Source organism: Propionibacterium ruminifibrarum, assembly GCF_900289195.1.
GTDB lineage: Bacteria > Actinomycetota > Actinomycetes > Propionibacteriales > Propionibacteriaceae > Propionibacterium > Propionibacterium ruminifibrarum.
In genome coordinates, this window is record NZ_OMOH01000002.1 from 62,541 (window position 1) to 84,756 (window position 22,216).

General features: G+C 66.7%; 21 protein-coding genes. 6 read left to right on the top strand and 15 right to left on the bottom strand.

Annotated features, from left to right (window positions below; translation table 11 throughout):
* The first annotated feature begins 3 nt into the window (after positions 1–3).
* From PROPJV5_RS02325 to PROPJV5_RS02335, 3 genes are read left to right on the top strand one after another with little or no spacing between them, the layout of a single operon-like run.
* Positions 4–1,494 (top strand): anion permease, encoded by a 1,491-nt coding sequence (locus tag PROPJV5_RS02325; protein WP_220474304.1) that lies wholly within the window; start codon positions 4–6, stop codon positions 1,492–1,494.
* A 10-nt stretch (positions 1,495–1,504) separates the two neighbouring features.
* Positions 1,505–2,404, top strand: a complete 900-nt coding sequence (locus tag PROPJV5_RS02330; RefSeq protein WP_119714734.1) for a dihydrodipicolinate synthase family protein — start codon at positions 1,505–1,507, stop codon at positions 2,402–2,404.
* Between the two features lie 47 nt (positions 2,405–2,451).
* Entirely contained in the window at positions 2,452–2,802 is a 351-nt protein-coding gene (locus PROPJV5_RS02335; protein ID WP_119714735.1) for a DUF488 domain-containing protein, read from the top strand.
* 23 nt (positions 2,803–2,825) lie between these two features.
* Here PROPJV5_RS02335 and leuA read toward each other — a convergent pair whose 3' ends face one another.
* Positions 2,826–4,571 (bottom strand): 2-isopropylmalate synthase, encoded by a 1,746-nt coding sequence (gene leuA / locus PROPJV5_RS02340; RefSeq protein ID WP_119714736.1) that lies wholly within the window; start codon positions 4,569–4,571, stop codon positions 2,826–2,828.
* Between the two features lie 247 nt (positions 4,572–4,818).
* On the opposite strand from leuA, the gene PROPJV5_RS02345 reads away from it, so the two are divergent.
* Complete coding sequence (locus PROPJV5_RS02345; RefSeq protein WP_182858541.1) at positions 4,819–6,312, top strand: amidohydrolase; 1,494 nt, start codon at positions 4,819–4,821, stop codon at positions 6,310–6,312.
* Between the two features lie 189 nt (positions 6,313–6,501).
* Here the strand turns inward: PROPJV5_RS02345 and PROPJV5_RS02350 are convergent, their stop codons facing one another.
* The 9 genes from PROPJV5_RS02350 to tgt all read right to left on the bottom strand — a co-directional run bounded on the left by PROPJV5_RS02350 (position 6,502) and on the right by tgt (position 14,681).
* The gene (locus tag PROPJV5_RS02350; protein ID WP_119714738.1) at positions 6,502–6,699 is read right to left on the bottom strand and encodes a hypothetical protein; all 198 of its coding nucleotides are present in this window, start codon (positions 6,697–6,699) and stop codon (positions 6,502–6,504) included.
* A 103-nt stretch (positions 6,700–6,802) separates the two neighbouring features.
* Positions 6,803–7,408, bottom strand: coding sequence for a hypothetical protein (locus PROPJV5_RS02355; RefSeq protein WP_147385322.1), 606 nt, complete (start codon positions 7,406–7,408; stop codon positions 6,803–6,805).
* Between the two features lie 10 nt (positions 7,409–7,418).
* The gene (gene era, locus PROPJV5_RS02360; RefSeq protein WP_119714740.1) at positions 7,419–8,363 is read right to left on the bottom strand and encodes a GTPase Era; all 945 of its coding nucleotides are present in this window, start codon (positions 8,361–8,363) and stop codon (positions 7,419–7,421) included.
* Positions 8,353–9,657 (bottom strand): hemolysin family protein, encoded by a 1,305-nt coding sequence (locus PROPJV5_RS02365; protein WP_119714976.1) that lies wholly within the window; start codon positions 9,655–9,657, stop codon positions 8,353–8,355. The genes era and PROPJV5_RS02365 overlap by 11 nt, the downstream gene beginning before the upstream one ends.
* The gene (gene ybeY / locus PROPJV5_RS02370; RefSeq protein ID WP_119714741.1) at positions 9,654–10,103 is read right to left on the bottom strand and encodes an rRNA maturation RNase YbeY; all 450 of its coding nucleotides are present in this window, start codon (positions 10,101–10,103) and stop codon (positions 9,654–9,656) included. The genes PROPJV5_RS02365 and ybeY overlap by 4 nt, the downstream gene beginning before the upstream one ends.
* Positions 10,100–11,125 carry a PhoH family protein gene (locus PROPJV5_RS02375; RefSeq protein WP_119714742.1) on the bottom strand — a complete coding sequence of 342 codons (1,026 nt, stop codon included), beginning with the start codon at positions 11,123–11,125 and terminating at the stop codon, positions 10,100–10,102. Before PROPJV5_RS02375 ends, ybeY begins: the two co-directional genes overlap by 4 nt.
* Before the next feature lie 147 nt (positions 11,126–11,272).
* Complete coding sequence (locus PROPJV5_RS02380) at positions 11,273–12,694, bottom strand: MFS transporter (RefSeq protein WP_119714743.1); 1,422 nt, start codon at positions 12,692–12,694, stop codon at positions 11,273–11,275.
* A gap of 148 nt (positions 12,695–12,842) precedes the next feature.
* Positions 12,843–13,334 carry a DUF5709 domain-containing protein gene (locus PROPJV5_RS02385; RefSeq protein ID WP_119714744.1) on the bottom strand — a complete coding sequence of 164 codons (492 nt, stop codon included), beginning with the start codon at positions 13,332–13,334 and terminating at the stop codon, positions 12,843–12,845.
* Positions 13,335–13,433: 99 nt separating this feature from the next.
* On the bottom strand, positions 13,434–14,681 hold the full coding sequence (tgt, locus tag PROPJV5_RS02390; protein ID WP_119714745.1) for a tRNA guanosine(34) transglycosylase Tgt: 1,248 nt from the start codon (positions 14,679–14,681) through the stop codon (positions 13,434–13,436).
* 284 nt (positions 14,682–14,965) lie between these two features.
* Between tgt and PROPJV5_RS02395 the strand changes: the two genes are divergently transcribed.
* Positions 14,966–16,498: a hypothetical protein gene (locus PROPJV5_RS02395; protein ID WP_220474305.1), complete on the top strand. Its 1,533-nt coding sequence runs from the start codon at positions 14,966–14,968 to the stop codon at positions 16,496–16,498.
* 510 nt (positions 16,499–17,008) lie between these two features.
* On the opposite strand, the gene PROPJV5_RS02400 is transcribed toward PROPJV5_RS02395, so the two are convergent.
* The 4 genes from PROPJV5_RS02400 to PROPJV5_RS02415 all read right to left on the bottom strand — a co-directional run bounded on the left by PROPJV5_RS02400 (position 17,009) and on the right by PROPJV5_RS02415 (position 19,107).
* Positions 17,009–17,518, bottom strand: a complete 510-nt coding sequence (locus tag PROPJV5_RS02400; RefSeq protein WP_119714747.1) for a hypothetical protein — start codon at positions 17,516–17,518, stop codon at positions 17,009–17,011.
* A 29-nt stretch (positions 17,519–17,547) separates the two neighbouring features.
* Positions 17,548–17,811, bottom strand: a complete 264-nt coding sequence (locus PROPJV5_RS02405) for a hypothetical protein (RefSeq protein ID WP_119714748.1) — start codon at positions 17,809–17,811, stop codon at positions 17,548–17,550.
* A 69-nt stretch (positions 17,812–17,880) separates the two neighbouring features.
* Complete coding sequence (locus PROPJV5_RS02410) at positions 17,881–18,459, bottom strand: DUF6301 family protein (protein ID WP_220474306.1); 579 nt, start codon at positions 18,457–18,459, stop codon at positions 17,881–17,883.
* A gap of 54 nt (positions 18,460–18,513) precedes the next feature.
* Positions 18,514–19,107: a DUF6301 family protein gene (locus tag PROPJV5_RS02415; protein WP_119714749.1), complete on the bottom strand. Its 594-nt coding sequence runs from the start codon at positions 19,105–19,107 to the stop codon at positions 18,514–18,516.
* A 323-nt stretch (positions 19,108–19,430) separates the two neighbouring features.
* On the opposite strand from PROPJV5_RS02415, the gene PROPJV5_RS02420 reads away from it, so the two are divergent.
* Positions 19,431–20,738, top strand: a complete 1,308-nt coding sequence (locus PROPJV5_RS02420; protein ID WP_119714750.1) for a purple acid phosphatase family protein — start codon at positions 19,431–19,433, stop codon at positions 20,736–20,738.
* A gap of 56 nt (positions 20,739–20,794) precedes the next feature.
* Here the strand turns inward: PROPJV5_RS02420 and PROPJV5_RS02425 are convergent, their stop codons facing one another.
* Complete coding sequence (locus PROPJV5_RS02425; protein ID WP_119714751.1) at positions 20,795–22,099, bottom strand: haloacid dehalogenase-like hydrolase; 1,305 nt, start codon at positions 22,097–22,099, stop codon at positions 20,795–20,797.
* Positions 22,100–22,216: the final 117 nt, after the last annotated feature.

Here is a 22,216-nt window from a genome sequence, read left to right on the forward strand (position 1 = left end):
GCCATGACCGCATCAGTCTCACCGCAGGCGGACCAACAACAGCAGGCCGTCGAGCAGATGGGCGGTCTGCACCCCGTGTCCCTCCTGCGCATCCTGGTCCCGCTCGTCGTCGGTGCCGTGATCTGGTTCATCCCGCCGCCCGGCGGGGTCACGGCCCAGGCCTGGCACATGCTCGCGATCTTCCTGGCCACCATCGTGGGGATCATCGCAAAACCCCTGCCCATGGGCGCGGTGACCATCATCGGCACCGTCGTGTGCGTCCTCACCGGCGTCGTTCCGCTGACTGCCGAGAACGCCGGGGACCCAACGGCCCTGATGGGCTTCGCCAACTCCACCATCTGGCTCATCGTGATGGCGTTCCTCATCTCGAGGGGCTTCATCAAGACCGGGCTCGGGCGGCGGATCGCGCTCTTCTTCGTCTCGAAGATCGGCGGCCGGATGCTGGGGGTCAGCTACGGTCTGGCCCTGGCCGACCTGGTCCTGGCCCCCGCGATCCCCTCGGCAACGGCCCGCGGTGGCGGCATCATGGCGCCGATCATGCGCTCGGTGGCGCTCACCTACGACTCCACTCCGGGGCCGACAGCCCGCCGCGCTGGAGCCTTCCTCGCGATCAACGTCGGTCAGGTGAATGCGATCACCTGTGCCATGTTCATGACGGCGATGGCCGGCAATCCCCTCATCGCCTCCCTCGCATCGTCACAGGATGTGACGCTCAGCTGGACGTCTTGGGCCCTGGGCGCCATCGTGCCCGGCTTGTGCGCGCTGCTCGTGGTGCCGTTCGTCGTCTACAAGGTCTACCCGCCCGAACTCAAGGAAACCCCTGAGGTCGTCGCCATGGCCAAACGCGAACTGGCCGGGTTGGGCCCGACCAGTGCCGCGGAGAAGGTCATGGGCGGCACCTTCGTCTTGCTCCTGCTGCTGTGGACGGTCGGCGACATCGTGCTCGGCATCAACGCCACCACGACGGGGTTCATCGGCCTGGTCGTTCTGCTGCTGAGCGGCGTCCTGACCTGGGAGGACGTCGCCCGGGAGAAGGCCGCCTGGGACACCATGGTGTGGTTCGCGGTCCTCTATATGATGGCCACGGCGCTTGGCAAGTACGGGCTCATCGGCTGGCTGGCCGACATGATCGCCGGCTCGCTCGGCGGCATGAGCTGGCAGCTCGCATTCATCACCCTGACCCTGGTCTACTTCTTCAGCCATTACCTGTTCGCCTCGGCGACGGCGCACATCTCGGCCATGTACGTCGCCTTCCTCGCGGCCGCCATCGCCGTCGGGACGCCACCACTCATGGCCGCCCTCGTGCTGGGCTACATATCCAATCTGTTCACCTCGATCACCCAGTACGCGGGAGGCGCGAGCCCGGCCCTGTTCGGCACCGGCTACAACAGTGTCGGCGCCTGGTGGCGAGTCAGCTTCATCGCGGCTCTTGCCTCGATCGCCGTCTGGATGATCATAGGCGGCGGCTGGATGAAACTGATCGGATACTGGTGAGGAACGAACGATGAGCACCCGGGACGAGGATTTCCACGGCATCTACCCCTATCTCGTGTCCCCTATGGACGAACGGGGGCGAGTGGACGAACTGGCCCTGCGCCGCCTCGTCCGGCACCTGCTGGACGAGGGGGTGCACGGGCTGTCCCCGCTGGGTTCGACCGGCGAGGTGATGTACCTGACGCCAGGACAGCAAGAAACCATCGTCAGGACAACCATCGAGGAGGCCGCCGGACGGGTGCCTGTCGTGGCCGGGGTGGCCGCCTACGCCAGTGCGGCGGCGGCCACCCAGGCTGCCGCCATGACCTCGTGGGGGGTCGACGGGGTCATCGGCATTCAACTGGTCTACGGCCCGCCCCCGCTTGACGGTGTCGTCGACTACTTCCACGCACTGGCCACGGCAACAGACCTTCCGGTCGTGCTGTACACGAATCCGCGACTGGGAGCGGACATCCCTCTGACGGCCCTGGAACGGATCGTCGCCGACGACAATGTGCGCTACCTGAAGGATGCCTCCGGGGTGACTGGCAAGTTGCTGTCCATCCAGTCCGTGCTGGGCGAGAGGCTGAAATTCTTCGCCGCTTCCGCCCATCTGCCCACCGCCGTCCTCGACCTCGGCGGGGTGGGCTGGATGGCCGGGCCGGCCTGCGTCGTGCCGGCCGCCGCAACCGCCCTGTGGGACGCGCACCTGCGCGGCGACCTTGCCCGCCGGGCAAGACTCCAGGCTGAGATCTGGCCGTTGAACGCGCTGTTCACCCGTCATGGTCTGGCCCCGCTCATCAAGCTCGCGCTGGACGAGATCGGGTACCCCTGCGGTGATCCGGTGCGTCCCCAGCTACCGGCTCCGGACGAGGTGAGGCCAGAACTCCGAAAGGTCTTGGCTGGAATCGCGGAAGCAGTGGCGAGCTGACAGTCTGGGCCCGACGGCACATCACTGTTCCGTGCTACACCGGATGCATGGAAATCGCCATCAAGCGCGTGTACGAACGCCCTGACGCCGGTGACGGCTATCGGGTGCTCGTCGACCGGCTGTGGCCGCGTGGCGTGTCGAGGGCCCGGGCCGAACTCGACGAGTGGTGCAAGGACGTCGCCCCCAGCAGCGAGCTGCGGACCTGGTTCGGGCACCGGCCGGAACTCTTCGAGGAGTTCGGGCAGCGCTACACCACCGAGCTGGAGTCCTCGAGTGCCCCGCAGGCCCTGATCGAGCGCGCCGCCGGCGCAGACCGGCTCACGCTCGTCTACGCGGCGAAGGACCCCCAGGTCAACCATGCGCTCGTCCTCGCGGACTATCTGCGACGGTTGACCTGAGGGTCCTGCGGCGTGCTCTGCGGTCAGACGCGGTTCACGGCGCTGACAGCGGCCTTGAGGGTGGCGGTGGTGATGTCGGGGTCGATGCCGACCCCCCACAGGACGACCGTGTCCGTGCCCCGTTCGATCTCGGCCTCGACGTAGGCGGCGGCATAGGCGTCACCGCCCTCGGTGAGGGCGTGCTCGGTGTAGTCGAGCACCTTGACCGACAGGCCGACCTGACCGAGCGCGTCGATGAAGGCGGACAGCGGGCCGTTGCCCTCACCGCTGATGCGCTGTTCCTTGCCGTTGAACCCGATGGTCGCGTCGATGCTCGTCCGGCCCTTCCTGGCGCCAACGGTGAAGTCGAGGGCCTCGATCGGGCTGGTGCGCTCGAGGTACTCGTCGCTGAAGATCTGCCACAGCTCGTCGGAGCTGACCTCGCGGCCGCTGGAGTCGGCGTGGTCCTGCACGGCCCGGCTGAACTCCATCTGGAGGCGCCGCGGCAGGTCCAGGTGCCGGTCATTCTTCATGAGATAGGCCATGCCGCCCTTGCCGGACTGGCTGTTGACACGGATGACCGCCTCGTAGGTGCGACCGACGTCATGCGGATCGATGGGCAGGTACGGGGCGAGCCAGTCGATCTCGTGGATGGTCTTGCCCTGCTCCTTGCCCCTGGCCTCCAAGTCCTCCAGGCCCTTCTTGATGGCGTCCTGGTGGGAGCCCGAGAAGGCGGTGTAGACGAGATCGCCGGCGTAGGGCTGACGGGCCGGGACGGGCATACCGGTGCAGTACTCGACCGTGCGGCGGATGGTGTCCATGTCGGAGAAGTCGATCATCGGGTCGATGCCCTGGCTGTAGAGGTTCATGCCGAGGGTGACCAGGTCGACGTTGCCGGTGCGCTCGCCGTGACCGAACAGGCAGCCCTCCACGCGCTGACCGCCGGCCATCATGCCCAGTTCCGTGGCCGCGACGGCGGTGCCCCGGTCGTTGTGGCAGTGCATCGAGACGCAGACGTGCTCGCGGTGGGAGATGTTGCGGCTGAAGTACTCGATGCGATCGGCGTAGACGTTGGGCGTGGAGACCTCGACGGTGGCCGGCAGGTTGAGGATGATCTCGCGTTCGGCGTCGGGCTGCCAGACATCCATGACGGCGTCGCAGACCTCGATGGCGAAGTCGATCGGCGACTGGGTGAAGATCTCGGGGCTGTACTCGTAGCCGATGGGCGTGTCCGGCAGGTACTTCTCAATCGAGTTGACCACCCAGCCGGTGCCGCGCTGGGCCAAGTCGACCGTCTCGGCCTCCGTGTTGTGGAAGACGACGCGTCGGAACAGTTCCGAGATGGCGTTGTACATGTGGATGACGCCGTGATGCACGCCGACGAGGGACTGGGCGGTGCGCTCGATGAGGTCCTCGCGGGCCTGCGTGAGCACCGAGACGGTGACGTCCTCGGGGATGGCGTCGTCCTCGATGAGTGAGCGGACGAAATCCCATTCGGTCTGGGAGGCCGAGGGGAAACCGATCTCGATCTCCTTGTACCCCATCTGAACGAGCAGATCGAACATCTTGCGCTTACGGCTGGGAGTCATCGGATCGATGAGGGCCTGGTTGCCGTCACGCAGGTCGGTGGACAACCAGCGCGGGGCCTTGGTGATCTGCTTGTCGGGCCAGGTGCGGTCCGGCAGCGAGAGTGTCTCCGCCGCGCGGTAGCGGCTGACGTTCATTCCGCTGGGCTGCTGGATCGGTGCCGTCAGCGGGCATACGTGAGGTGTGGGGAAATCAGTGGTCATGAAGGATCCTTGTCCTGAGAGGATTCCGAGACTGGGCTCGGCGCCGGCACACGACAACACACCGCAGTGGGACTGGCCGACTACTTCGAGCGGATCCCACTGCGGCACAGAAGTAGCAGCCCATAGCGGGCGACACTGTCATCAGCCACGGCCACATGGTATCCCACGGTGCGCAACGGCGCGACAAGGTGTCCGAGAAGTCCGGACATCGCGGGCCCCGTCCGTCCTGAGGGGTTTGATGGTCATCATGAGACTTCGCAATGCGAGGATGGTCGATCTGGTGACCGGTACGGCCGGCCGGCCCCATGACATCGTGGTCAGCGGCCCCCGCATCTACCGCTCCGATGTGGCCGCGACGGGTGCCGATGACGACGGATCCGAGATCGATCTGCAGGGCAGGTGGGTCATGCCCGGTCTGTGGGACGCGCACGTTCACTTCGACCTGTGGGCCATGGCCTGCCGATGGCCCGATGCGGGCAGGGCGGACAGTGCGGCCGAGCTGTGCGCACGGCTGGGCGGCATCACCGAGCAGAGGACCGACGACGAACCGATCATCGCAATGGGCGCCCAGCCCTGGACCTGGCCCGACACACTGGCCGGTGCGATGCTCGATGCGATCAGTGCCACCCGCCCCATCGTCGTTGTGGCCGCGAACCTGCACACCGCATGGACGAATGGTGCCGCCCGGCGCCACTGGGGCATGGACCGGGAGGACCTTGCCGACGGCGTCCTCCACGAGAAGGACGCCTTCAGGCTGGAGGACAGGTTCAGCGTAGTCGACGAGACCATGCTCGACGAGTGGGTGGCCCGGGCGCAGGAACTGGCGGCCTCGCGGGGCATTGTGGGCGTGACCGACATGCAACACGGTCCCGGGCGGATCCGCACGTGGCGCCGCCGCGCCGCCCGCCCCGACCAGCTGCTGCGGGTCGTCATCGCCTGCTGGGGCGACAACCTCGACGAGGCCATCGCATCGGGGATGCGCACCGATCATCCCCTCGACGAGGCGGGGTGGCTGCGGGGAGGGCCACTCAAGATCATCAGCGATGGTTCGTTCACCGCCCAGACGGCCTGGTGCTCCCGCCCCTACGGCGATCCCGGCGACGGGCTCGATCCGCACGGCGCGCCGAGCATCACCCGCGAGAAGCTCGCCACCTTGATGGGCCGCGCGGAGTTGCACGGTCTGCAGACCGCCGTGCACGCCATCGGTGACAGGGCGATCACCATGGCGCTGGACTGTTTCACCGAGACCGGCGCCACCGGAAGCATCGAACACGCCGCCGTACCGAGCCCATCGGACATCTCCCGCATGGCCGAACTCGGTTTGCGCGCCAGCGTGCAGCCCGTGCACATGCTCGCCGATCGCGGACTCGTCGAGGAGCGCTGGCCGGCGGAGACCGACCGCTTCTTCCCCCTGCGCTCGATGCTCGAGGCAGGGGTGCCGCTCAGCTTCGGCACGGACGCCCCGGTCGCACCGGTCGATCCCTGGCTGACGATTCAGACCGCCGTGCTGCGCGCCCTGCCGGGCCAGGAGGCGTGGCACTCCCGCGAGGCGCTGAGCATCGCTCAGGCGCTGCGCGCCTCGACAGGACGTATCGGTGCGCTGGTGCCGGGCGGGTACGCCGATCTCATCGCCCTCGACGAGAACCCGTTCGCGACCGAGCCCGACCGCCTCGGACGGACCGAGGTCTTCCTGACCATGGCGAACGGAAGGATCACCTGGTGGGCGGACGCCGCTGACTAGACCGCGGCCGGGCACCATCTGGTCAACGCGAGCGGATGCGGCGGCCGGCCAGGAGTCGACGGGGTCGAGTCACCCGCTCGGGTTCGCGGACCACCGGACGAGGTTGAGGGGCCGGCCCAGGTGGGCCGGCCCCTCACCGATTTCGTCGTGTCCACGGTCAGGCGGTCCGGCCGCCCCCGGAACGGGTCCTCAGACGTCTTCGCCGTCGCCCGTGCCGGGGCGTCCGAGATAGGCCAGGGCCCCGACGACACCGCCGACGAGAACGGTGCAGACCAGCAGCTTGCGCAGGCAACGGCCGAGGAATGAACCCTTCTTGGCCTGCTTCTTCGCAGCCTTGGCGGCCTTCTTCTCGGCCTTCTTGGCAGCGCGCTTCTTACAGATCGCCATGATCGCCTCCTAGTGCATTGTGCTTTTCCATCGTCTCATGACCGGCCCGTGTCCCGCTGACTGGCCCGTTGTCCCGCCCGATTGGGGCGTCGAGGAATCGGGATCAGCGCTCGTTGGCGTCCCTCATGAAGTCGGTGACACGGTAGCGGATCCCCTGGTCTATGCCCGACAGCAGGGCATCCTCACCCGGAACGCGAACCGCCGTCAGGGCGCCTTGTTCGCTGGAGGCGATCTGCTCGTCGGCGATCGTGTACCTGCGGCGCAGTACCCCGTCGAGCGTCCAGGTGATGGTCGTGGGCTCCGTCCAGGCGAAAACCGCCTCGTGCTGCTCGCCGGTGATCTCGTCGATCATCGTGCACTCGATCGGGGCGTGCTCGGGCTTGTCTGCCAGGTAGTGCGCAATGCCGTACTCGGCCCAGACGGGCACGCAGGGGCTGGGCATGTCGGTGGTGCGTTGCAGGTCGTGGAGCCTGTCGTCGATCCGGGTCAGGGCGTGCGTCCAGGTGAAGGGGTTGGCGTTCTTGCACTCGATGCGTGAACTCACCTCGACGAGCTTCCCGTCGGCGGGCATCACCGCGAACGTCAGGATGTTCGTGGCGCCGAGGTCGTGCACGACCGCGCCCACTGTCGCCCCCTGCGCATTGGTGAGACGCTCGAAGATCCGCCGGACACCGAATGCGGTACGGCGGTCGCCTCCAGAAAGTGCCATGACGGTCCTCTCAGAATCCCAGTCGGTTCAGCTGTTTCGCGTCGCGCTGCCAGTCCTTGACCACCTTGACCCTGAGGTCAAGGTGCACGGGAGTGCCGAGCAGCGAGGAGATCTGGCGGCGCGCGCGGGTGCCGATGCGTTTGATGCGTTCACCACCCCTGCCCACCATGATGCCCTTCTGCGAGTCGCGTTCGACGATGAGGCTGGCGTAGATGTCGAGCAGCGGGTGACGCTCGTCGCGGCCATCGCGCAGGCCCATCTCGTCGATCGACACCGTGATCGAGTGCGGCAATTCGTCGCGAACCTCCTCGAGCGCTGCTTCGCGGATGAGTTCGGCGGCCAGGGTCTCGTCCGGCTCATCGGTGATCTCGCCGTCGGGGTAGAACGGCGGGCCCGGTTCCATGAGGTCGAACAGCACGTCGGCGACCTCGTTGACCTGGTCGCCGTTGAGCGCCGAGCAGGGCACGATCTGCTCGAAGGAGACACCGACCTCGGCCTGCAGGGCGTCGATGCGACTCAGGTGCTGCGCGAGTCGCTCGGGTCTCACCAGATCGGTCTTGGTGGCGATGGCCATGATCCTGGGGCCGTTGCGCAGACCGGCCAGTTGCCTGGCCAGGAAGACGTCGCCGGGGCCGATGCGTTCATTGCTGGGCAGCACCAGGGCGACGACGTCGACCTCGGACCAGGTGTCGCGGACGAGGTCGTTGAGACGGGTCTGCAGCAGCGAGCGGGGTTTGCTGACGCCGGGCGTGTCGATGATGACCAGCTGACCGTCGGGGCGGTGGACGATGCCGCGCACCGTGTGACGAGTGGTCTGCGGCTTCGAGCTGGTGATGGCGACCTTGCTCCCGACGAGGGCATTCGTCAGTGTCGACTTGCCGGCGTTGGGGCGGCCCACGAAGCACACGAAGCCACTGCGGAAGTCCTCGGGGATGCTCATGATCTCACTGCTCATCGGTGGGCTCCTGTTCGTCGCCGGCCGGTTCAGGCAGCGACGAGACGACGATGGTGTCGATCTGGTGACGTCGGCCGGTGGCTCGTTCCGCGGTGAACTCCAAACCCTGCCACTGCACGTGCGCCCCCGGGATCGGGACACGGTTGAGGAGCTTGGCCATGAGGCCGCCCGCCGTGTCGACGTCCTCGTCCGCGAGGTCGAGGCCGAACAGGTCGCCGACCTCGCCGAGGGACATGCGGGCCGAGACGCGCCAGCGGTCGGGTTCGATCCGCTCGGCCAGGTCGGGTTCGGCGTCGTACTCGTCGGTGATCTCACCGACGATCTCCTCGACGAGGTCCTCGATGGTGGCCAGACCGGCCGAGCCGCCGAACTCGTCGACGACGACGACCATGTGATTGCGGCTGGCCTGCATCTCGGTGAGCAGTTCGTCGACCGGCTTGGAGTCGGGGCAGAAGGCCACCGGGCGCATGTGCTGGTCGACCGTCTCGGCGCGCTCGGCGTCCGGGTCGTCGAAGATGCGTTGGGTGATGTCCTTGATGTACATGACGCCGCGGACGTCGTCGAGGTTCTCCCCGATGACGGGGATCCGGCTGAACCCCGACCGCAGGGCCAGGCTCATGCCCTGGCGCAGCGTCTTGCCGGACTCGATGAAGACCACGTCGGTGCGGGGCACCATGACCTCGCGGACGAGGGTGTCCCCCAGCTCGAAGACGGAGTGGATCATCTCGCGTTCGCCGTGTTCGATCGCATCGGCCTGCTCGGCGATGTCGACGAGCTGGCGCAGTTCCTCCTCGGAGGCGAAGGGCCCGTCGGCGTAACCGCGGCCGGGGGTCACGGCGTTGCCGACGAGGATGAGTGCGCTGGTCAGCCAGCCGAACAGTGCGGTGCACAGGCGCAGCGGACCGGAGGCGCGGACGGCGACGGTCTCGGCCCGCTGCCGGCCGAGGGTGCGGGGCATGACGCCCCAGAGGATGAAGGCGATGACGGTGAGGACGAGCACGGGGACGGCGAACCGCACCCAGGTACCGTCCAGGTGCTCGAAGAGCACCCAGAAGACGACGCAGGCGGTGACCATCTCGCACGCGGTACGCAGGAGCATCGCCGTGTTGATGGCCGGCGCGGGGTCCGCCTCGATCTCGGCGACACGCGCGGCGCCGCGCACGCCGTCATCGACCATGTGCTGGGCACGGGAGGGGGTGATCACCTGCAGCGCGGTCTCCCCGGCGGCGAGCAGACTGGCGAGAATCGTTGCGACGAGCGCGACGGCCAGCGCGATCCATTGGCCGCTGGTCACCTGGCCGCCCGCCACCCGGCGATGATCCGGTCGTTGAGACCGAACATGACGGCCTTCTCCTCGGGTTCGGCGTGGTCGTGGCCGAGCAGGTGGAGCAGCCCGTGAATGAGCAGGTACTCCATCTCCTCCTGGTTGGTGCGGCCATTGCCCGGGGCCTGGGCACCGGTGAAGGCCGGGCAGATGACGATGTCACCGAGCAGGCCCTGCGGCGGCTCCTCGTCGGCGGCGGGCGCACGCAGTTCATCCATGGGGAAGCTCATGACGTCGGTCGGACCCTCCAGGTCCATGAACCGCTTGTGGTAGACGGCCATGGTGTCCTCGTCGACCAGCAGGATCGACAGGTCCGACTGGGGGTGAATGCGCAGCTCCTGGAGGGCGTAGCGCGCCAGACGGACGAGCGCCTGGGTGTCCACCTGTTCACCGGATTCGTTGTTGATGTCGATCACTGCTGCTCCTGACGGCGCCCGGTCCGGGGCGGGTGCGTGATGTCGTAGCGGTCGTAGGCTGCGACGATGCGTCCCACGAGTCTGTGCCGGACGACGTCGTGGCTGGTCAGCCGGCAGAAGGCGATGTCGTCGATGCCGTCGAGGATGTCCCCGACCTGACGCAGGCCGCTGGGGATCCCACCCGGCAGGTCGACCTGGGTGATGTCGCCGGTGACGACGATCTTCGAGTTGAAGCCCAGGCGGGTCAGGAACATCTTCATCTGTTCCGAACTCGTGTTCTGGGCCTCGTCGAGGACGATGAAGGCGTCGTTGAGCGTGCGTCCCCTCATGTACGCCAGCGGAGCCACCTCGATGACGCCACTGGTGATGAGCTTCGGCACGCGGTCCGGGTCGAGCATGTCGTGCAGGGCGTCGTACAGCGGGCGCAGGTACGGGTCGATCTTGTCCGAGAGGGTGCCGGGCAGGAAACCGAGCCTCTCCCCCGCCTCGATGGCGGGACGGGTCAGGATGAGGCGGTTGACCTGCTTGGACTGCAGGGCCTGGACGGCCTTCGCCATGGCCAGGTAGGTCTTGCCGGTGCCCGCCGGGCCCACGCCGAAGGTGAGAGTGTGGCTGTCGATCGCATCGACGTAGCGCTTCTGGTTGAGGGTCTTGGGGCGGATCGTGCGGCCGCGATTCGACAGGATGTCCTGGGTGAGGATCTTCGAGGGCGGAACGTCGGAGTCGTCGGACTCCATGACGACGATGCGTTCGACGGCCTCGCTCGTCAGGCCCTGTCCGGTGCGAGCGATCGTGATCATCTCGGTGAACACCTGCCAGGCCAACTCGACCGCATCGGCCCGGCCCGTCAGGGTGATGCGGTTCCCCCTGACCATGATGCCGGCCTCAAGACGTCTCTCGAGCAGGCGCAGGAACTCATCACGGGGACCGAGCAGGTTCACCATGTCGAGTGAGACCGGCACCGTGATGGTGCGCACGCCCTGGTTGTCCACGTCGTCGGCGCTGTCGCGCCAGATATTCATGCTGCTCAGAACAAGGCCTTTCGCGGGATCGTTTCGTCTTCGACCGATGGTGTTGACTCCGATCCTACGCGCACGCCCCAGAACCCCTCCACGACTGGCACGCCCACGCCCGGACCGGTCCGGCGTGGGCGTGCCGATGATCGGGTCCTAGACCCTCACTGCCTCGACGGCCGGGGCCTCGTGGGCGCTCATGGTGTCCAGGTCGATGCCCTTGGTCTCCTTCATGGTGACCAGGGAGGCGAGCGTGCACAGAGCCATGGCGATCAGGTAGAGGCCGACCGATCCGGGGCCGAAACGGCTGGCGAGCCAGGCCGCGATGAAGGGGGCCACCGAGGCGCCGAGGATCGAGGCCACGTTGTAGCTGATGGCCGAGCCCGTGTAGCGCACGTTGGTCGGGAACAGTTCGGGCAGCAGAGCCGACTGGATCCCGAAGGTCAGCCCCATGAGGGCCATGCCGATGAGCATGAAGACAGTCATGCGCACCAGGTTGGCGTCCGTGCCGGTGCCGATCTTGTCGGGGGCGAGGAAGAAGCCGAAGCTCGCGCCGAAGACCACGATGGCGCAGGTCACGATGGTCAGGAAGCGTTTGCGGCCCCACCGGTCGCCGAGGATGCCCGAGACGGGAATGGTGAGGGCGAAGGCGCAGATCGTGATGAGCTGGACGATCAGGAAGTCGTGGTAGGGGATGCCCAGGAAGCCGGAGCTGACCTTCCCAATCGAGTAGGACAGGATCCAGGTCGTCATGAGGTAGAAGAGCGTGTAGGTGGCGACCATGAGGAAGGTGCCGCGGACCAGGGGGCCCCACGATGTCCTGAAGACCTCGATGACCGGCGCCTTCACCACATCCCCCTGCTTCTGCGCCTTCTTGAAGCTCGGGGTCTCGTCCAGCTTGAAGCGCACCCACAGGCCGAGGACGACGATGACCGCGGAGAACAGGAAGGGCAGACGCCAGCCCCACGTCAGGAAGGTGTGGTTGGTGGTGGCCGTGGTCGAGTCGTAGGCCATCACCGCGGTGAGGAGGAGGAAGAATCCGTTGGCCATGAGGAAGCCGATCGGGGCGCCCAGCTGGGGCCACATCGAGTCGAAGCCGCGTTTGCCAGGGCGGGAGTTCTCACCGGCCAGCAGCGAGGCGCCGGACCATTCGCCGCCCAGGCCCAGGCCCTGGCAGAAACGCATCAGGGCGAGGAAGGCCGGCGCGGCGATGCCGACGGCCTCGTAGGTGGGCAGCAGGCCGATGATCACGGTGGCGACGCCCATGGTGAGCAGTGAGGCGACAAGGGTGGCCTTGCGGCCGGCACGGTCGCCGAAGTGCCCGAAGAGCACGGACCCGATGGGCCGGGCGACGAACGCGACGCCGAAGGTGGCCAGTGAGGCCAGGAGCGCGCCGGTGTCGGTCGCGGTCGTGAAGAACAGCAACGGGAAGACCGAGATGGCGGCCGTCGCGTACGCGTAGAAGTCGTAGAACTCGATGGTCGTCCCGACCAGCGAGGAGACGATGATGCGCCACTTCGGGTTGGCGGCGCTGGTGCCGCCGGTGGCGGTTCGAGTGATATCGGATGAAGTTGTCACGCAGTCAGGCTAGGTTTTTCTCATGAAGCAAGACAGTCGTCTTTGGATTTGAGACGCCATGGTGCGCGAGGCTTGGAGCAGCCGGTCGCGGCCCATCTGCCGCGCGGCACTGCCGCTCCGGCCGGGACACCGGCCTCGGGTCCCGGTGTCAGCCGGGGGCCTGGCCCGCGGTGCCCGCGGGTTCGTTGTCCTCGTCGCCGTGGCGGGCGAGGTCCTCCTCGTTGATGATGTGCATCGCGGCCTCCTCGGCGCTCGCCGCGCCCCCGGAGATGCCCACGTCTGAGGCGACGGCCTGGGACTCGGTGTCGGCGCTCATGGCGTCGCCGGGTGCCACGAGGCGTCCGGCTCGCGTCGACCCGACCTGGCGCTGCTCGCCGTTGGGGTTCCAGTCCGGCTCCGGGTCACTGCTCGGTTCTGGCTCCTCCTGCGTCACGCGCTGGTCGATGGTCTCGCCCTGGGCCATCTCGGCGGGCGTGTTGCCGAAGCGCTGGGCCGCCGACCAGTGGTCGGGGGCGACGAAGCCCTCGTCCAGGGGATCGGCGACACCGCGGTCGATGAGCGAATCCGCCTGGGAGAGCTGGGCCAGGTCGCTGTTCTCCACGCCCTCATCGAGGGGCAGATCCTCGTTGATCTCACTCATGTCTCGATCCTGCCATGACTGGGGCGCCCATGGGAGGATTGCGCGGCGGAACCAGGGGGATCTGTTCTGGGCGCCGGACCGATGGGGGCCCGGGGCGGTTCACCTCGTGCTCGCGGCGGAGCGATAGCGTCCCAGCCACTCGGCGCGGAAGTCCTCGAAGCTGCCGTCCTCCATGGACCGGCGGATCTGGTCGACGAGACGAACGGTGAAGCGTTCGTTGTGGATCGTGGCGAGCACCTTGCCGTCGATCTCGCGGGCCTTGAACAGGTGGTGCAGGTAGGCGCGTGTGCAATGCGTGCAGGTGTAGCAGTCACAGCCTTCCTCCAGGGGGACGAAGGCACGGCGGTTGGCGGCCGTGGTGACGTTGTAGCGGCCGTCGGCCGTGTAGATCGCCGCGTTCCTGGCCACTCGGCTCGGGTTGACGCAGTCGAAGGTGTCGGCCCCCGCGGCGCAGGCCGCGAACAGGTCCTCCGGCTCGCTGATGCCGAGCAGGTGCCGGGGCCGGTCCTCGGGCAGTTCGTCGGCGCACCAGCCGACGATCTCCCCCAGCCTGGCCTTCTCGATGGCGCCGCCGATGCCGTAGCCGTCGAAGGGGCGGTCCCCGTCGGCCGAGCGCATCGCCGACAGGTCGCGGCAGGCCCTGCGGCGCAGGTCCTCGTACTGGGCCCCCTGGATGACGCCGAAGAGAGCCTGGTAGGGCCGGTGCCGGCGCGAGCCGGTCAGGCGCACGTGCTCGTCGAGGCAGCGCTGGGCCCAGCGCCGGGTGCGTTCGAGGGCCTCGACCTGGTACTCCCGGGTGTTGAACAGTGTCGTCAGCTCGTCGAAGGCGAACATGATGTCGGCACCCAGGCCGTGCTGGACCCGCATGCTCACCTCGGGTGTGAAACGGTGCCTCGAGCCGTCCAGGGGGCTCTTGAAGTTCACGCCGTCCTCGTCGACGTGGGCCTGCCGTTCGTGGCCCTCGGCGATGACGTCATCGTTCTGCAGCCCGGTGACGTCCATGGCGAGGGTCTTCTTGAACCCCGAGCCGAGGCTCATCACCTGGAAGCCGCCCGAGTCGGTGAAGGTGGGCCCGGTCCAGCCCATGAAGGAGCCGAGACCGCCTGCCTCGTCGACGATGTCCGCACCCGGCTGGAGATACAGGTGGAAGGCGTTGGCGAGCACGGCCTGACCGCCGACCGCGGCGACCTGGTCGGGCAGCATGGCCTTGACGGCGGCCTTCGTGCCGACGACGACGAACGCCGGGGTCCTGATCGTCCCGTGGGGCGTGGTGATCACGCCCGTCCTGCCCCGCCCGTTGGGCAGTCTCGTGCGCACGGTGAACCCGAAGTCATCGGAAAAGGCCATGGGGACGATTGTGGCAGGGGCCGGCGCCCCCAGTGCGGTCCTCAGCCTTGGGATGGAACACCAACACCGGCTCTCCACCCGGCGCAGGATCAAAGAACTGGGGCGTTCCTCGCACGGAGGGAGAGAAATGGTGGCGAAACTCCCCGTCTCGCACGATGTTTGTCGAGTCATTTGAAACGTAATCTTTCTCGACGTGAACGCAGAACCCGGTTCTCGTCCACCAGCCAATGCACTGCCGTCGTCCCTCTGCGGACGCCGCGAACTCTGAAAGGGAGCCTGCCCGCATGATGAGAACGTCCACCCCAGCACCTTCACTCACGCGCCGTTCCGTCTTGGCGGCCATGATGGGCACGGCTCTTCTGTCCCCGCTGGTCGCTTGCACCCGCGGCGGAGGTGACGGCACGAGCGGCGCCCAGAATCCCGGAGACGGCTCTGCGGGCGGTTTGCAGGATCAGCTCGGCGGGCTGGGCGGGAACGCACCCTCGCTGTCGCCCGAGGAGTACGAGGCCATTGTCGACGGTCTTGCCGAATGGGTGTCCCGCGTCTGGCCTCTCATGGGTTCGGTGTGGCCTGACGCCGACTACAACCAGCACCGGATCGTCGCCATGCAGGTGGGTGATGATTTCAAGGCGACGCGGGCCTGGGTGGTCTCCACCGACGGGCACCGAGAGCTCAGGAACGACGAATACGCCGACATCACCCCGCCCTCCTCCTATGACAAGATCACCTTCGAGGGCTATCCGTCCATCACCTTGAACCTCGGCTCGGCCGTCACCCTCAGCAAGGGGCAGGGGCAGGATGAGCAGAATGCCTCGTCCGGCACGTCCCCCGCCTCGGCCGGGGCAGCCGGCGATGCGGCCGACCTGACCGACCCGGCCACCTTCGCCTTCGCCCTCATGACCCATGAGCTGGTGCACTTCTACTACCAGGGCGAGATCAACGTGACCGCCGAGAGCAGCCGCGACACCCCGTACCCGTTCGAGGTGCGCCCGCGCACCCTGCGCCGGATGCTGCTGCACAGCCTCTACCTGGCGGCGACCGAGCAGAACAAGCAGCAGGATCACCTGGGGCATGCCCGCTACTGGCTCGACACCTGGAAGAAGGAGGCCGAGCAGGAGGCGCAGGACATCCACCACTACGACATCGCCGAGGGCGTGGCGCGGTACGTCGAGTACATGGCGTTGTCGATCGAGTCCGACCAGTCCGCCGAGCAGCTGCGCAGTCGCCAGGCGCCTCTGCTCAAGGAGGGCCTGACCGTCGACCTGTCGGTGGACGCCGAGTCCTACGCCCTGGGTTTCACCACCGGTGTCCTGCTCGACTCCCGCAAGCCGGGCTGGAAGGACGGCTTCTACGCCGGCGGCACGACCTTGACCGAACTGCTCCTGGAGGACGTGGCTCCCATTCCCGAAGACGTCGACGAGCAGGTGCAGGCGGAGGTCGACAAGCAGGCCGCGGAGTCCGAGGAGAACACGGGGCCGCAGATCAAGAAGATCGACTCCGCCGAGGCCGACACCGGCACCGCCTACCTGCGCTTCCTCACATTCGGCGAGATCGCCTACGCCGGCTCGTTCGCGTACAAGGACAAGGTGGTACTCACCACCACCATCCTGAACGTGAACAACGAGGGTCAGAGTCTTCAAATCTTCGGCACCCCGAGCTTCACCGGCACCGACCGCGAGATCCTCAACGTCCCGCTGATCGACGCGACCCACCGCTACGACAACGGGGTGCTGACGGTCACCGGCGACGCCATCAACGGGACCGTCAAGGCCGAACGCACCACCGAGAACGGAAGGGAGGTCTTCATCGTCGAGTAATCGGATGTGATGAGGTGGGCTCACACCCATGGTCCCGCCGATCACGAGTGGTCGGCGGGGCCATGCCGTCCTCGGGAGTGGGAGAACCCGGTTGGCCCGCCCGCGCGTCGACGCGGGCCGCGCATCGCTCCGACGCTGCCTCGTGGCGGCGAGCACTGGGGCATGTCGGCCAGGATGATGATCCCACTGCCAGTCCGGGGACCTGCACGATGGCGTTCGGCGCGTTCACTGCCTCCTTCGAACCCGGAACGATTCAGCCGGGCTGACATCTTCCGGGGCTCGGGGTGTCATGACTCAAGGTGCATGCTGTACGGCTACCCCGCATGCACCCCTTCACGACACGCACATCCCCTCGCCATCTCGCCGATCCCCCGGGCTTTTTCGCCCTCAATCCCCGGGAAAGATTCACTGTGTGCATCGCATTCGGCAACGGATAATTCAGATGCAGATCCACCGTGGAAACGACCCCAGGGGCACCTGCACTGACGCTGAGCCGAGGACCAGCACGGCTCAGTCGCCGTGCTCCTGCTCGCGCTTGCGCCGGTAGTTCTCACAACGACGGGCATTGCGCTCCTGCCGCTTCAACTCCGCCTCATAACCCGTGCGCAGCCAGTCCGGGATGAACTCATCATCACGCGGATAGCGCTTCAACTCATTCCAGCAATCCCCAGGGCCGGGGCGTATGTCGCCGGAAGCCTGAGTGAATACAGGCTCGCGCATCCAGTCGCACTCCTGGCGCAGCACCCCGTCAGCGGCAGCCATCCACAAACGACACCACGTCCACGCACCACGATCAGGCAACGCCTGCGCAGTGCGAAGATCCCCCTGCGGGGAACCCAGCTCCCACGGGATCCTCGACCACTCTTTGACCCCGTCGCGCATGAGCCAAGCGACATTATCCTGTACGCGTCCAATGCCGTTGACCTCTATGTGAGCGCTGTCCGCACCGGTCTCGTCCAACCACACCCGAAACTCACGTTCCACGCGCTCCAGTAGTTCGTCTGGGTCTAACTGCCTCATCGCTCACGCTCCTCACTACGACTATATTGCTACGGATTGATGTTATTGAAGTTTCGAGACCGCCCTACGCCGTTCTCATCCACCCACTTGGCTTCGAGCTGAGTTGGTACTCGATCACTCGGGTTGACGTCACTGAGGCGGTTGACGGAGCCGGCGCTGGCTGGTGGGCCGTCGTACTCGATGCGGATGTCGATGTTCCTGTAGTTGTCAGGGTTAGCGGCGATCTGGTCCTCGAACTTCTCATAGCTATCCGAGTGGGCGTCGTTCGTTCCACGGTTGAGGTCCTTGTGCATGGGGACCTCGTTGGGGTCCTCGGGCCCAGCCGTTGTTGGTGCGGGTTGTGGCGGGGGCTGAGTGGCGAACTACGCCTCCTCCTCTTCTTCCTCGAAGTAGCGGCGTTCGGCCTCGGCCGCACGGTTGGCGGCAGGCGAGTCCACGGTGGCGCTGAGGACTCGCCCGACGGCGCCGAGTTGAAGTGAGGCTCCGCTCGGCAGGGTCCACGTGGTGGACTCCTGGGGGCCGTTGCGCCCCTGGGAGTGCTTGGTGGTGCCGGCGCCGTACAAGTCAGTCAGCACTTGGACGTACTGGGTGTATGCCTGGCGCACCAGATCAGGCGCTTCCGGCGGCGTACTGGCCTTAGGAATACGCGAAGCCAATTCCATGTGAAAGGAATTTGCCTGACCTTTGAGATCTATGAAGTATGCGTCTTTTCCACCCAGATCGTGACCGGTAGTAAACATCATCTCGTCTGTTGGTGACGGCTGCCAGCCGAGACGGTCACGCAACTCCAGACCCTCCTGGACACTCATAGGCCAATCATGCTCCAACCACAGCCGGATCACCGGCACACCCACCTCGGGCGGAACCACCCGAAAGGTAGTGCCGCCCGGAAGTCCAAGCTCGTATGAAATACCGTCATTCTCCTGCTTGTCATCACTCACACGATCACTCCAGACCACTAACATCCTCCTACGAGACCGGATCGCCAGGAGCACCTACTCGTCCCCGTCCTCTTCTGCAGCCTCCCACTCCAGCAACTCCGCCTCAGCCGCAGCCGCATAATTCGCATCAGGAGAATCGATGTCGCAGCTCAGCACACTTCCGATCGTACCGACTTGAACTGATGCGTGATTCGGTAGTGTCCAAGTGGTCGAATCTACATAACCACTCCGGGTTTTACTTCGCGACACCTCACCTTCACCGTACAAGCCGGACAACCTGCTGGTGTAAGCAACGTATGCCGCATGCGTCAGCGGTGTGGTGTATACATCAAGCTCTATTGGCGCATACGACGCCAAGCTGATACGAAATGAGTTCACTCTATTCTTGATGATGGTGATTGACGCGTCCTTGGGCATACCCGAGCCGAGGTTGGTGGTGACCAGTGTTTCCTTCCTCGGCGAAGGCGTCCAGCCGAGTTCGTCGCGCAGCGCAAGCGCCTGCTGGGCGGTCATGGGCCAGTCGTGTTCAAGCCACTTGCGGATGACGGGTACCCCGACCTCTGGTGGGACCACCCGGTAGACGGTGCCATCGGGAAGCTCGCGCTCGTAGGTGGGGTCCGTGTGTTGGCTCCTGGTGCCGTCGGTCATCGCGTGCTCCTGGCCGGTGCCCGGTCGTTGGCCTGTTCACGTACATGGTAGGCGAGGTGTGTGACATCAATCTGCGCGCCGTGGGGAGTCGTCGTTCGCTCTACGGCGTGGGGCTGCGGACTCTGGGCGCGGATCTCACCGACTCTCATCACGTCCCTGAAGCATCGGCCGCGGACCCCAACCGTGGGTCCTGGGGAGTCAACACCGCTGCTCATCCAAGCATGGTCGCTCGGCCTTCGCGCACGAGAACAGCCAGACGGCTCGGCCCGTTCACCCCGGCATGGGACGCGGCATGCTCGCCCGCTCTGAGGTACTCTCGGCCCGTGCCGAAGCGCTTTCTGGCGACCGATCTCGAGGTCCTCACCGTCACCCCCACCAGCGCGGTGATCAGCTGGATCACGCGCCGCATACGCCACGGCCGGCTCGTCCCCGAGCCCTACCCCACCGACGCCCGGGTCTGGCTGGGCGCCGCAGGCAGCCATCTGAGGCTGGTCCACGAGAGCAGCAGGCAGACCGCCTTCCACAAGGTGACGATCACCGGCCTGGAGCCCGGGCGCGAGTACCACTTCCGCGCCATGTCGGGCGATCAGCAACCGACCCCGGGTATGGCGATCACGAATCGGCGCCACAGCCCGGAGCGCACTCACCGCTTCATGACGCTCACCCCTCCGCCGGGACGCTACGTGGAGACGATCGTGCTGGCGAACGACTCGCACCTGGGAGAGAAACGCCAGGGCATCGTCCTCGGCCCGCTGCCCACCTCGGTCAAACCGGGGCCGGGACAGAAGGACTACGCTCAGGCGATGTTCACGACCATGCTCGACGAACTCGCCGTGCGCCATGGGCGCCCGTTCCTGGTGCTCGGCGGCGACGTGACATCCACGGGCACGGCAGAACAGGCCGCCTGCGCACGGGCCCTGCTGGACGGTTACGGCGTCCGGCACGAGTCGTGGCTGGCCGTGCGAGGCAACCATGACAGGCCGCAGCGGGACGGCACCGATCCGTTCGCAGAGCACTTCACGGACTACCAGGCGATGTGTTCGGCCACGACCGCCTCGGGTCTTCGCATCGTCGGCCTGGACACCACGCGCGGCAGCGGCGGAGGCTGGATCACCCCCGAGCAGATGAGTGACTTCCGGGCCCTGCTCGCCGAGAACCACGACCACCCCACCATCGTCACCGCCCACCACCCCGCGACCAACGACGCCGCCATGACCTACCCGTCGGGCCCGCAGTTCATGCTGCGGCTGCGCGACCGCATCGAGTTGCAGCATGCCGAGCGGAAGGCTCACGGGCTGTTCCTGCACCATGCCGGCCACACCCACCGCATGCGCCGCGACCGGGCCGACGTGCAGGGAGCCGGAGCCGAGTACCTCGAGGTGGCTGCCTGCTCGTCCTATCCGGCCGGCTACGCGCTGCTGCACCTGTACGAGGGCGGCTACCTGGTGAACTTCTGGCGCATCGGCGGCGACGACGCCGCCGCCTGGCAGATGCGCAGCCGCTGGCAGGCCATGGGCCTGGGCCCCCTGTTCACCGTCGGCTCCACGAACGACCGCAACCACGTCGTCCTGAAGGACCTGTCCGGCCTGCGCCCCTCCGGCATGCCAGTGCCGCCCGAGCTACGGGTGTGAGCAAACACCCGGCCCGGGCGGCACTGGACTGATTCGTTCGCGGTACCGTCGCCGACTCACTCGCCGTACACGGTGTCCTCCTGGTCCGGCACCACCTGACCGTCATCGTCGGTGAGCGGCCCGCTGCCGCCGTCGGGCAGGATCAAGCCCTCCGTGGAGCACGGGTAAGGCTCGGCCTGCTGACCCTTCGGGTCGATGAACATCGGGTTGACGATCCACTTGCCGTCGGCGTTGAAGTAGGCCTGGCACATCAGCTCGGTCTTGTTCCGGTTGATCGCCAGGCGCAGCCCGGTGGCGTCCGACATGAAGGAGACGTCTGTGTCGGAGTCGCCCGCGGCGAACGCGGCACGCGCCGGCTCATCGGCCACCTCGAAGGCGTCCGACGAGTCGATCCCGAAGACCTCCTCGTTGACCCGGCAGCGTTTGCCCTCGATGTAGGGCATCGACGCCTCGTCCCCTCCGCAGGAGGAGAGCGTGGTGGTCAGCGTCCCGCCGTCACCGGGTGAGGTGACGACGCCCATCACCTTGTCTGCTCCGAAGTCGAGAGCCTCACCCCAGACCTCGGCGACCGGCTCGGCCGAGGCAGAGATGATCCTGACGTCGAAGCCGTTGGCCCGCAGTGTCTCGATGAGGTCGACGACCTGGTCGTAGTAGCGGACCCATCCGGTGACCTCGGTGGTGCCGACCACCTGGGTGGCGCTCTCGGCGGCGTTGAGGTTCTGCTCCCTGGCCGATGCGGCGAACTCCTTGACCTCCTCGGCGGTCCAGCCGGCCAGCAGCTGCGCGGCGAAGGCGTACTGGGGTTCGATGCGGCGTGCGTTGAACCCGGTGAAGGCCTCCTCGCCGGTCGTTGTGGTGCCCTCGGAGTAGACCGACAGGATCTCGTCGGCGCATGCCGCACCGTCCTGGGACGCGGTGTCCATGGGCTCGCCAGGCTCGGCGAGTGCGTCGCAGGTCCCGGACAGGGCGCGGGCGGCCTCGTCGGTGATCCACGGCGACACCGTGCGCCAGTCCCGGCCGGCGGGCTGACGAACCTTGCCGTTCGCGAGCATCCAGAACGTCTGGGCGTCGCCGATGTCGTTCTTGACCACGGTGTTGTCCCAGTCGAAGAGAGCCACCGGGGCGCCCTCGGCGTACTCGCCGGAACCGCCGCACTCCCCCACCTCGGCGATCAACTCGTCGATCGCGGTGAGGTTGTCGCCGAACCAGTCGAGCGAGGAGTCCATCGTCCGGCACGACTGTGTGACGGAGGACTGTTGGGTGGACGATTCCGATGCGGTCGACTGGCCGGCGGAACACGCACTGAGAGTGAGAGCGCCCAGGACGAGGGGCGCCGCCAGAACGAGACTCGACTTCTTCATGGAAACTCCTTCAGGAGACGAGAGACGGTGAAGGCAAGGACACTAGCGGCACCGCTCGTCGAGGTCGCCGGTTCGGGCGCACCACCAGAAGAAAAGATCACTATCCGAAAAAAGGAT

Coding starts and splice junctions, on each gene's coding strand:
- PROPJV5_RS02325 (WP_220474304.1), top strand. CDS start 4: ATGACCGCATCAGTCTCACCGCAGGCGGACCAACAACAGCAGGCCGTC.
- PROPJV5_RS02330 (WP_119714734.1), top strand. CDS start 1,505: ATGAGCACCCGGGACGAGGATTTCCACGGCATCTACCCCTATCTCGTG.
- PROPJV5_RS02335 (WP_119714735.1), top strand. CDS start 2,452: ATGGAAATCGCCATCAAGCGCGTGTACGAACGCCCTGACGCCGGTGAC.
- leuA (WP_119714736.1), bottom strand. CDS start 4,571: ATGACCACTGATTTCCCCACACCTCACGTATGCCCGCTGACGGCACCG.
- PROPJV5_RS02345 (WP_182858541.1), top strand. CDS start 4,819: ATGAGACTTCGCAATGCGAGGATGGTCGATCTGGTGACCGGTACGGCC.
- PROPJV5_RS02350 (WP_119714738.1), bottom strand. CDS start 6,699: ATGGCGATCTGTAAGAAGCGCGCTGCCAAGAAGGCCGAGAAGAAGGCC.
- PROPJV5_RS02355 (WP_147385322.1), bottom strand. CDS start 7,408: ATGGCACTTTCTGGAGGCGACCGCCGTACCGCATTCGGTGTCCGGCGG.
- era (WP_119714740.1), bottom strand. CDS start 8,363: ATGAGCAGTGAGATCATGAGCATCCCCGAGGACTTCCGCAGTGGCTTC.
- PROPJV5_RS02375 (WP_119714742.1), bottom strand. CDS start 11,125: ATGAATATCTGGCGCGACAGCGCCGACGACGTGGACAACCAGGGCGTG.
- PROPJV5_RS02385 (WP_119714744.1), bottom strand. CDS start 13,334: ATGAGTGAGATCAACGAGGATCTGCCCCTCGATGAGGGCGTGGAGAAC.
- tgt (WP_119714745.1), bottom strand. CDS start 14,681: ATGGCCTTTTCCGATGACTTCGGGTTCACCGTGCGCACGAGACTGCCC.
- PROPJV5_RS02395 (WP_220474305.1), top strand. CDS start 14,966: ATGATGAGAACGTCCACCCCAGCACCTTCACTCACGCGCCGTTCCGTC.
- PROPJV5_RS02400 (WP_119714747.1), bottom strand. CDS start 17,518: ATGAGGCAGTTAGACCCAGACGAACTACTGGAGCGCGTGGAACGTGAG.
- PROPJV5_RS02405 (WP_119714748.1), bottom strand. CDS start 17,811: ATGCACAAGGACCTCAACCGTGGAACGAACGACGCCCACTCGGATAGC.
- PROPJV5_RS02415 (WP_119714749.1), bottom strand. CDS start 19,107: ATGACCGACGGCACCAGGAGCCAACACACGGACCCCACCTACGAGCGC.
- PROPJV5_RS02425 (WP_119714751.1), bottom strand. CDS start 22,099: ATGAAGAAGTCGAGTCTCGTTCTGGCGGCGCCCCTCGTCCTGGGCGCT.